General features: G+C 62.9%; 10 protein-coding genes. All 10 read left to right on the forward strand.

The window, feature by feature from the left end; all coding sequences use genetic code 11:
- Window positions 1-14 precede the first annotated feature (14 nt).
- Window positions 15-422, forward strand: a complete 408-nt coding sequence (rnpA, locus tag HMPREF2924_RS04150; RefSeq protein ID WP_003100251.1) for a ribonuclease P protein component — start codon at window positions 15-17, stop codon at window positions 420-422.
- Window positions 423-662: 240 nt separating this feature from the next.
- Complete coding sequence (gene yidC, locus HMPREF2924_RS04155) at window positions 663-2,399, forward strand: membrane protein insertase YidC (RefSeq protein WP_003097255.1); 1,737 nt, start codon at window positions 663-665, stop codon at window positions 2,397-2,399.
- Window positions 2,400-2,469: 70 nt separating this feature from the next.
- Window positions 2,470-3,837, forward strand: coding sequence for a tRNA uridine-5-carboxymethylaminomethyl(34) synthesis GTPase MnmE (mnmE, locus tag HMPREF2924_RS04160; RefSeq protein WP_003136526.1), 1,368 nt, complete (start codon window positions 2,470-2,472; stop codon window positions 3,835-3,837).
- Window positions 3,838-4,319: 482 nt separating this feature from the next.
- Window positions 4,320-4,544, forward strand: a complete 225-nt coding sequence (locus HMPREF2924_RS36010; protein ID WP_003097251.1) for a hypothetical protein — start codon at window positions 4,320-4,322, stop codon at window positions 4,542-4,544.
- Window positions 4,545-5,017: 473 nt separating this feature from the next.
- Window positions 5,018-6,910, forward strand: a complete 1,893-nt coding sequence (gene mnmG, locus HMPREF2924_RS04170; RefSeq protein ID WP_003100244.1) for a tRNA uridine-5-carboxymethylaminomethyl(34) synthesis enzyme MnmG — start codon at window positions 5,018-5,020, stop codon at window positions 6,908-6,910.
- Window positions 6,910-7,554, forward strand: coding sequence for a 16S rRNA (guanine(527)-N(7))-methyltransferase RsmG (gene rsmG, locus HMPREF2924_RS04175; RefSeq protein ID WP_003100242.1), 645 nt, complete (start codon window positions 6,910-6,912; stop codon window positions 7,552-7,554). Before mnmG ends, rsmG begins: the two co-directional genes overlap by 1 nt.
- An 18-nt stretch (window positions 7,555-7,572) precedes the next feature.
- Window positions 7,573-8,361, forward strand: coding sequence for a chromosome partitioning protein Soj (gene soj / locus HMPREF2924_RS04180; RefSeq protein WP_003097243.1), 789 nt, complete (start codon window positions 7,573-7,575; stop codon window positions 8,359-8,361).
- Between the two features lie 9 nt (window positions 8,362-8,370).
- Window positions 8,371-9,243, forward strand: coding sequence for a ParB/RepB/Spo0J family partition protein (locus tag HMPREF2924_RS04185; RefSeq protein WP_003100240.1), 873 nt, complete (start codon window positions 8,371-8,373; stop codon window positions 9,241-9,243).
- A 163-nt stretch (window positions 9,244-9,406) separates the two neighbouring features.
- Window positions 9,407-9,787 carry a F0F1 ATP synthase subunit I gene (locus HMPREF2924_RS04190; RefSeq protein WP_003097239.1) on the forward strand — a complete coding sequence of 127 codons (381 nt, stop codon included), beginning with the start codon at window positions 9,407-9,409 and terminating at the stop codon, window positions 9,785-9,787.
- 16 nt (window positions 9,788-9,803) lie between these two features.
- On the forward strand, window positions 9,804-10,302 hold a 499-nt coding region (locus tag HMPREF2924_RS04195; RefSeq protein ID WP_083325375.1), incomplete at its 3' end, for a FoF1 ATP synthase subunit A.

Raw genomic sequence — 10,302 nt, forward strand, 5'->3', positions numbered from 1 at the left:
TTTATCCGGTACGGGTGGTGAGTCGGGACTTCGACCGGGACAAGCGTCTACTGACAGCCCGGCAATTCAGCGCAGTCTTCGACTCTCCGACCGGCAAGGTCCCCGGCAAGCACGTCCTGCTGCTGGCGCGCGAGAACGGTCTCGATCACCCCCGCCTGGGCCTGGTGATCGGCAAGAAGAACGTCAAGCTCGCCGTCCAGCGCAATCGCCTCAAACGCCTGATCCGCGAATCGTTCCGCCATAACCAGGAAACCCTGGCTGGCTGGGATATCGTGGTGATCGCGCGCAAAGGCCTGGGCGAACTGGAAAATCCGGAGCTGCACCAGCAGTTCGGCAAGCTCTGGAAACGCCTGTTGCGCAATCGACCTCGCACGGAAAGCCCTGCTGACGCCCCTGGCGTGGCCGACGGTACTCATGCATAGGTCGATGCCCGCGCATCCCGATCCCTGTAGTGTCATCCCCCCTTCGATGACCCGGCACCGTCGTTCCCAGCCAAGTTGTACTTCCCTAGCGTACGAGGCTATCGCGCAGCATGGCCCGCGACGCAATGGTCGCCCGAGTGCGGTTTCCTCCACTCGGCTCCATCACTGGCAATCCCGTAGCCACGATCTGCTACTGTCAGTTTCCTTCAAGCCCCGCCCTTTCTCGATGGCCGAGTAACCATGGACATTCAACGCTCGATTCTCATCGTCGCCCTTGCAGTCGTGTCCTACCTGCTGGTTCTCCAGTGGAACAAGGATTACGGTCAGCCTGAGCTGCCCGCCGCCAGCGCTTCGATGAACACCACGCAAGGCCTGCCGGACACTCCGTCCGCCTCGGGCACCAGCAGTGACGTTCCCACTGCCCAGAGCAGTGCGGCCGGCAGCGAAGCCGCCGACAAGCCGGTTGCGGTCAGCGACAAGCTGATCCAGGTGAAGACCGACGTCCTCGACCTGGCCATCGATCCCCGTGGCGGCGATATCGTCCAGCTCGGCCTGTTGCAGTATCCGCGCCGCCTGGACCGTCCGGACGTGCCGTTCCCGCTGTTCGACAACGGTCGCGAACGTACCTACCTGGCGCAGAGCGGCCTCACCGGTGCCGACGGCCCGGACGCCAGCAGCGCCGGCCGCCCGCTGTTCCACAGTGCGCAGAGCAGCTACCAGTTGGCCGACGGCCAGAACGAACTGGTCGTGGACCTGAGCTTCAGCCACGACGGTGTCAACTACATCAAGCGCTTCACCTTCCACCGTGGCCTGAAAGCCGATTGCTCGGACAAGGAAAAGGCTCAGAAGAAGATCGAGTGCATCAATGAAAACGCCTATCAGGTCGGCGTCAGCTACCTGATCGACAACCAGAGCGGCAAGACCTGGAGCGGCAACCTGTTCGCCCAGCTCAAGCGCGACGGCAGCGCCGACCCGTCCTCGACCACCGCCACCGGGGTGTCCACCTACCTCGGCGCCGCGGTCTGGACCCCGGATTCGCCGTACAAGAAGATCTCCACCAAGGACATGGACAAGGAACAGTTCAAGGAGTCCGTGCAGGGTGGCTGGGTCGCCTGGCTGCAACACTACTTCGTGACCGCCTGGGTTCCGACCAAGGGCGAGCAGCACCAGGTCATGACCCGCAAGGACGGCCAGGGCAACTACATCGTCGGTTTCACCGGCCCGACCCTGAGCGTTCCGGCGGGTAGCAAGGTGGAAACCGACCTGACCCTGTATGCCGGCCCGAAACTCCAGAAGCACCTGAAGGAACTCTCCCCGGGCCTGGAACTGACCGTCGACTACGGTTTCCTCTGGTTCATCGCCCAGCCGATCTTCTGGCTGCTGCAACATATCCACAGCCTGATCGGCAACTGGGGCTGGTCGATCATCGCCCTGACCGTCCTGATCAAGCTGGCCTTCTTCCCGTTGTCCGCCGCCAGCTACCGTTCGATGGCGCGCATGCGCGCGGTGTCGCCGAAGATGCAGGCGATCAAGGAACAGCACGGCGACGATCGGCAGAAGATGTCCCAGGCGATGATGGAGCTGTACAAGAAGGAGAAGATCAATCCGCTAGGCGGCTGCCTGCCGATCCTGGTCCAGATGCCGGTCTTCCTCTCCCTCTACTGGGTACTCCTGGAAAGCGTGGAAATGCGCCAGGCGCCGTGGCTCGGCTGGATCACCGACCTGTCGGTGAAGGATCCGTTCTTCATCCTGCCGATCGTCATGGGCGGCACCATGCTGATCCAGCAGATGCTCAACCCGACCCCGCCGGACCCGATGCAGGCCAAGGTGATGAAGCTGATGCCGATCATCTTCACCTTCTTCTTCCTCTGGTTCCCAGCCGGTCTGGTGCTGTACTGGGTGGTCAACAACTGCCTGTCGATCGCTCAGCAGTGGTACATTACCCGCAAGATCGAGGCAGCCGCGAAGACCGCCTGACGTCTATCGCGAAAACTGTCCACAACAAGACGCCCCCTCGAGGGGCGTCTTGCTATCCGGAGATATCCACATGCAAGCCGCCACCGAAACCATCGTCGCGATAGCTACTGCCCAGGGCCGCGGCGGCGTGGGAATCGTTCGCGTCTCCGGCCCCCTCGCCGGACAGATCGCCGTGGCCGTGAGCGGACGCCAGCTGAAAGCCCGGCATGCGCATTACGGACCGTTCCTCGATGCCGGTGGGCAGGTGATCGACGAAGGCCTGTCACTGTATTTCCCCGGCCCGAACTCGTTCACCGGCGAAGACGTACTCGAACTGCAGGGGCACGGCGGCCCCGTGGTACTCGACCTGCTGGTGCAGCGTTGTCTGGAACTGGGCGCCCGCCAGGCGCGACCGGGCGAGTTCAGCGAGCGCGCGTTCCTAAACGACAAGCTCGACCTGGCCCAGGCCGAAGCCATCGCCGATCTGATCGAGGCCAGCTCGGAGCAGGCCGCGCGCAATGCATTGCGTTCCCTGCAGGGCGAATTCTCGCGCCGGGTACATGCATTGACCGAGCAACTGATTTCCCTGCGCATCTATGTCGAAGCCGCCATAGACTTCCCCGAGGAAGAAATCGACTTCCTCGCCGATGGCCATGTACTGGGGCTTCTGGAAAAAGTACGCACAGAATTATCCACAGTGCAGCGCGAAGCTTCCCAAGGCGCCCTGCTGCGCGACGGCATGACCGTGGTCATCGCCGGACGACCGAATGCCGGCAAGTCCAGCCTGCTGAATGCCCTGGCCGGTCGCGAGGCGGCCATCGTCACGGACATAGCCGGCACCACCCGCGATGTACTGCGCGAACATATCCACATCGATGGCATGCCCCTGCATGTGGTGGACACCGCAGGCCTGCGGGATACCGAGGACCATGTGGAAAAGATCGGCGTGGAACGTGCGCTGAAAGCCATCGGCGAAGCCGATCGCGTGCTGCTGGTGGTGGACGCCACCGCCCCGGAAGCAGCGGACCCGTTTTCCCTATGGCCGGAGTTTCTCGACCAGCGACCGGAACCGGGCAAGGTCACCCTGATCCGCAACAAGGCGGATTTGTCCACAGAGTCCATTGGCCTCGAGGAAAGCGCGGACGGCCACGTCACCATCACCCTCTCGGCGCGCACCGGCGCCGGCCTGGAGCTGCTGCGCGAACACCTGAAGGCCTGCATGGGCTTCGAACAGACCGCGGAAAGCGGTTTCAGCGCCCGCCGGCGCCACCTGGAGGCGCTGCGCCAGGCTGGCCAGGCGCTGGAGCATGGCCACAGCCAACTTATCCACAATGGCGCAGGCGAGCTGCTGGCCGAGGATCTGCGCCAGGCCCAGCAGCACCTGGGTGAAATCACCGGCGCATTCACCCCCGATGACCTGCTGGGTCGCATCTTCTCGAGTTTCTGCATCGGCAAGTAATGGGGCTCGGCCCACGCCGAGTTGTGGATAACCAGGGCAAGGTTCGCTCCGGTTCTGCGTACTTTCCTTTCACTGTGCCCCTTGCCGCCGGCACTCAACCACGCAGGCATGGATTGCCGGCGCGCCGCTTCGTCCCCGAGAAAACCATCTGCGCCGATGTCGGTCTGCATGGGATGGATATCCACCTGGGAGAGGTTTATGCACAGGCACCGCGCTCCGATCCGGAGTCCGCGAAGGCGCTGCGCTGTGGTCAATCTCCCTCTCGAACGGCGTATCTATCCCGTTGTCTCGCCTGGCGCTATCGCCACGCGCCGGGACGTTCCGTGCACGCAAGACAACCCGGTAAGCGATTTACCCACAAGCCTGGAAGAGATTCTGCGAAAAGAGCTGTTGCAGACCCTGGACTCCGTCGATACCGGCCAGGCGCGGCCCTCGCCTTCGGCTCCCAAGGCGTCCCAGGGCGAGCACTCGGACACTACAACATGGAGATCGTAGCCAACCTGGCGGTATGGCTCGGCGGCGAATGCCATGTCGGACAGATGATCGACTGGTTCGGCAGTTACGACCGCACTAGCGGGCTCAGTGCTCGGCTACTGCTGCGCAAACCCGCTAACGAGGGCTCCGAGCGGGATTTCCAGGTCTCCGCCAAGCGCCGCTTCGAGCGCCTGTCGTCATCCATCGATACGCTGGAAAGCGGCAACGACTGAGCCTTTCCCACGCCTTTCCACCTCCTTCTCCCTACCTGGCTGCGGTCCTGCCGCGGCCCGGATACGCTCGCCTGAAACCTGTGGAAAACCCCAGGGACAGGAGGGTAGATAAACCCGCCGAAGCTCTGTGCATAACTCCACATGTTGATAACGAGCCATTCCATCCACAGCTAAAAAACGCTTATCAACAGGGCCCAGATAGGGTTTGGGACAGCCTTATCATTCGCTACAGGCTATGTCTTTACTGGGCTCGAAGTACTTATCAACAGAAAAGCCGCTGCTAAGTAATAAACACAAGTTCTAAAAAGATATAAACATTCCTTTCCTTTTATTTTTTGTAAGCCCGCCGAGCCGTTTTGCTCCCTCGATCTGGATTGGCTATTTTTTGTCCAGGAGTCTTCATTCAGGTTCGCTAAATCCTTATACTGTCCGGCTTTCCTGAATTCCTGCTTCTGAACAGGCCGAGGTGCGTGGTGGATTTCCCTACCCGTTTTGACGTAATCGTGATCGGCGGTGGCCATGCAGGCACCGAAGCCGCACTCGCGGCTGCGCGCATGGGTGTGAAAACCCTGCTGTTGACCCACAATGTGGAAACCCTGGGGCAGATGAGCTGCAACCCCGCCATCGGCGGCATCGGCAAGAGCCATCTGGTCAAGGAAATCGACGCCCTTGGCGGCGCCATGGCCGAAGCCACCGACAAGGGCGGTATCCAGTTCCGCATCCTTAACAGCCGCAAGGGGCCGGCAGTGCGCGCCACTCGTGCACAAGCCGATCGCGTGCTCTATAAGGCCGCTATCCGCCATACACTGGAAAACCAGCCGAACCTGTGGATATTCCAGCAGGCCTGCGACGACCTGATCGTCGAGCAGGATCAGGTCCGCGGCGTAGTGACCCAGATGGGACTGCGCTTCCATGCCGACAACGTGGTCCTGACTACCGGCACCTTCCTCGGCGGACTTATCCACATCGGCCTGGAGAACTACTCAGGCGGACGCGCCGGCGACCCGCCGTCCATCGCACTGGCGCGTCGTCTGCGTGAATTGCCGCTGCGGGTCGGCCGGCTGAAGACCGGTACGCCGCCGCGGATCGACGGGCGCAGCGTGGACTTCTCGGTGATGACCGAGCAGCCGGGCGACACGCCGATCCCGGTGATGTCCTTCCTCGGTTCGAAGGAACAGCATCCCGAGCAGGTCAGTTGCTGGATCACCCATACCAACGCACGGACCCACGAGATCATCGCCGCCAACCTCGATCGTTCGCCGATGTATTCCGGTGTGATCGAAGGCATCGGCCCGCGCTACTGCCCGTCGATCGAAGACAAGATCCATCGCTTCGCCGACAAGGAAAGCCACCAGGTCTTCCTCGAGCCGGAAGGCCTGACGACCCACGAGCTGTATCCCAACGGCATTTCCACGTCCCTGCCGTTCGACGTGCAACTGCAGATCGTGCGTTCCATCCGTGGCATGGAAAACGCCCACATCGTGCGGCCGGGCTATGCGATCGAGTACGACTTCTTCGATCCCCGCGATCTCAGGTACAGCCTGGAGACCAAGGTCATCGGCGGCCTGTTCTTCGCCGGCCAGATCAACGGCACCACCGGCTACGAGGAAGCTGGCGCCCAGGGCCTGCTGGCCGGCGCCAATGCTGCGTTGCGTTCGCAAGGCAAGGACAGCTGGTGCCCGCGCCGCGACGAGGCCTACATCGGCGTGCTGGTGGACGACCTGATCACGCTCGGCACCCAGGAGCCGTACCGCATGTTCACCTCGCGGGCGGAATACCGCCTGATCCTCCGCGAGGACAACGCCGACCTGCGTCTCACCGAGAAGGGACGCGAGCTGGGCCTTGTCGACGATCGGCGCTGGGCTGCCTTCGAAGCCAAGCGCGAAGGTATCGAACGCGAGGAACAGCGGCTGAAGAGCACCTGGGTGCGGCCGAATACCCCGCAGGGCGACGCCATCGCCGAGCGCTTCGGTACGCCGCTGACCCATGAATACAACCTGCTCAACCTGCTGAGCCGCCCCGAGATCGATTACGCCGGCCTGGTGGAGATCACCGGCGACGCTGTGGATAACCCCCAGGTGGCCGAGCAGGTGGAGATTCGCACCAAGTACGCCGGCTACATCGACCGCCAGCAGGAGGAAATCGCCCGGCTGCGCGCCAGCGAAGATACCCGCCTGCCTGTGGATATCGATTACCTGGGGATTTCCGGCCTGTCGAAGGAAATCCAGAACAAGCTGAACCAGGCCCGTCCGGAAACCCTCGGACAGGCTTCGCGAATCCCCGGCGTCACGCCGGCTGCGATTTCGCTGTTGTTGATCCACCTGAAGAAGCGTGCCTCTGGCCGCCAACTGGAGCAGAGCGCTTGATGTCTGCGGTAACCCAACACCACGCCGACGAACTCGCGCGCGGTGCTGACGAGCTAGGCGTCGCCCTCGACGCCGACAAGCAACGCCAGCTGCTGGCCTACTTGGCCCTGCTGATCAAATGGAACAAGGCCTACAACCTGACCGCCGTACGCGACCCGGACGAGATGGTTTCGCGCCACCTGCTCGACAGCCTGAGCATCGTGCCTTACGCCGAGGCTGGGGATAACTGGCTGGATGTCGGCAGCGGCGGCGGCATGCCCGGCGTGCCGCTGGCCATCCTGTTCCCGGAAAAGCGCCTGACCCTGCTCGACAGCAACGGCAAGAAGACCCGCTTCCTGACCCAGGTGAAGCTCGAGCTGAAGCTGGCCAACCTCGAAGTCGTGCACAGCCGGGTGGAAGCCTTCCGTCCCGAGAGCCCCTTCGATGGCATCGTTTCCCGCGCTTTCAGCAGCCTGGAGGACTTCGCCAACTGGACCCGCCACCTCGGTGGCCAGGAAACCCGCTGGCTGGCGATGAAGGGCGTGCATCCGAACGAAGAGCTGGCGGCACTCCCGGAGGATTTCCGGGTCGAAGCCGAGCACGCGCTGGCGGTACCCGGTTGCCAAGGTCAGCGGCATCTGCTGATACTGCGGCGCACAGCATGAGGGGGAACAGGGATAACCATGGCTAAGGTATTCGCGATCGCCAACCAGAAAGGCGGTGTCGGCAAGACCACGACCTGTATCAACCTTGCGGCCTCCCTCGTGGCGACCAAGCGCCGCGTCCTCCTGCTGGACCTGGATCCCCAGGGCAACGCCACCACCGGCAGCGGCATCGACAAGCACAACCTGGAGCACTCCATCTACGACGTGCTCACCGGCGAGTGCAACCTCGCCGAGGCCATGCAGTTCTCCGAACACGGCGGCTACCAGTTGTTGCCGGCCAACCGCGACCTGACCGCCGCGGAAGTGGTGCTGCTGGAAATGGACATGAAGGAAAATCGCCTGCGCAACGCGCTGGCGCCGATCCGCGAGAACTACGACTACATCCTCATCGACTGCCCGCCGTCGCTGTCGATGCTCACCGTCAACGCGCTGACCGCCGCCGACGGCGTGATCATCCCCATGCAGTGCGAGTACTACGCGCTGGAGGGGCTGACCGACCTGATGAACAGCATCCAGCGCATCGGCCAGTTGCTCAACCCGACGCTGAAGATCGAGGGGCTGTTGCGGACCATGTACGATCCGCGCATCAGCCTGACCAACGATGTCTCCGCGCAGTTGCAGGAGCATTTCGGCGACACCCTCTACAGCACCGTCATCCCGCGTAACGTGCGCCTCGCCGAAGCCCCCAGCTTCGGCATGCCGGCGCTGGTTTACGACAAGCAATCCCGCGGCGCCATCGCCTACCTGGCGCTGGCCGGCGAGCTGGTCCGCCGCCAGCGCGCCAAAGGCCGCGCCGCAACCGCATAAGGAACCCGCATGGCAGCCAAGAAACGTGGACTGGGACGCGGGCTCGATGCCCTGCTGGGCGGCTCGAGTCCCGCCAAACTGCAGGAAGAAGCCGTACAGGCCGACCGCCGCGAGTTGCAGCAGATCCCCCTCGACCTGATGCAGCGCGGCAAGTACCAGCCGCGTCGCGACATGGACCCTCAGGCGCTGGAGGAACTGGCGCAGTCGATCAAGGCCCAGGGCGTGATGCAGCCCATCGTGGTGCGGCCGATCGCCAATGGCCGCTACGAGATCATCGCCGGCGAGCGGCGCTGGCGGGCCAGCCAGCAGGCCGGACTGGAAAAGATCCCGGCGCTGGTGCGCGACGTGCCGGACGAAGCGGCCATCGCCATGGCGCTGATCGAGAACATCCAGCGCGAGGACCTCAACCCGATCGAGGAAGCCGCTGCCCTGCAGCGCTTGCAGCAGGAGTTCCAGCTGACCCAGCAGCAGGTCGCGGAAGCGGTCGGCAAGTCGCGCGCGACCATTACCAACCTGCTGCGCCTGATCGGCCTGCCGGAAGAGATCAAGACCCTGCTTTCCCATGGCGACCTGGAGATGGGCCATGCCCGTGCGCTCCTCGGTCTGCCGGCAGAACGGCAGGTGGAAGGGGCGCGACATGTTGTCGCACATGGGCTGACCGTACGTCAGACCGAAGCCCTGGTTCGGCAGTGGACGCATGCCCCGGGCAAGCCTGCGGGACCGGTCAAGAGCGACCCGGACATCGCCCGCCTGGAACAGCGCCTGGCCGAGCGCCTGGGCGCTTCGGTGCAGATCCGGCATGGTCAGAAGGGCAAGGGACAGCTGGTCATCCGCTACAGCTCCCTGGATGAACTGCAGGGCGTTCTCGCCCACATCCGTTGACACACTTTGGGTTGTAGCGGGTAGTCGGAAATCACTACCAGCCAGTTGAACAGGGGGGACTCCCCCCCTATACTCTGCGCGCTATTTTGTGGGCACTTTTTATGCCAAGTCGTTGATTTGGCAGTGCCGACACCAGAAGACTGAGAGCGCGATGGAGTCCCGCATGCCAAGTCGCCTGCCGGCATTCAGATTGCTGCTCGTCCAACTGGTAGTAGTGCTTGTTGCTGCGATCTCCCTGTGGATTTCTTGGGGACCGGTAGCCGGATATTCCGGACTGCTGGGAGGGATGATCGCCTGGTTGCCGAATTGTTATTTCGCCTACAAGGCGTTCCGTTTCAGCGGAGCGCGGGCTGCCCGGGAAATCGTTCGCTCTTTCTATGCGGGCGAAGCCGGGAAACTGATTCTGACGGCGGTGCTCTTCGCACTGGCGTTCGCAGGCGTGAAGCCACTGATGGCGCCGGCTCTGTTCGGTGTCTATCTGCTGACCCTGATGGTCAGCTGGTGCGCACCCCTGCTGATGGGAAAAACATTTACAAGACCTTAGAGCGATTGAGGCAAACATGGCAGCAGAAACCGCTTCGGGTTACATCCAGCACCACTTGCAGAACCTGACCTTCGGGCGTCTGCCTAATGGTGATTGGGGGTTCGCCCACACCGCCGAGCAAGCCAAGGAAATGGGCTTCTGGGCATTCCACGTAGACACCCTGGGCTGGTCGGTACTGCTCGGCGTGGTGTTCCTGTTCATCTTCCGCCTGGCAGCCAAGAAGGCCACCAGCGGCCAGCCGGGTGGACTGCAGAACTTCGTCGAGGTGATGGTCGAGTTCGTCGACACCAGCGTCAAGGACACCTTCCACGGGCGCAACCCGTTGATCGCGCCCCTGGCCCTGACCGTGTTCGTCTGGATCTTCCTGCTCAACCTGATCGACCTGGTACCGGTGGACTACCTGCCGATGCTGGCCGCGAAGATCACCGGCGACGAGCACCTGTTCTTCCGCGCGGTGGCCACCACCGACCCGAACGCCACCCTCGGCCTGTCGATCTCGGTGTTCGCCCTGATCA

Origin of the sequence: Pseudomonas sp. HMSC063H08 (genome assembly GCF_001813645.1) — a bacterium.
Taxonomy (GTDB): Bacteria; Pseudomonadota; Gammaproteobacteria; order Pseudomonadales; family Pseudomonadaceae; genus Pseudomonas; species Pseudomonas aeruginosa.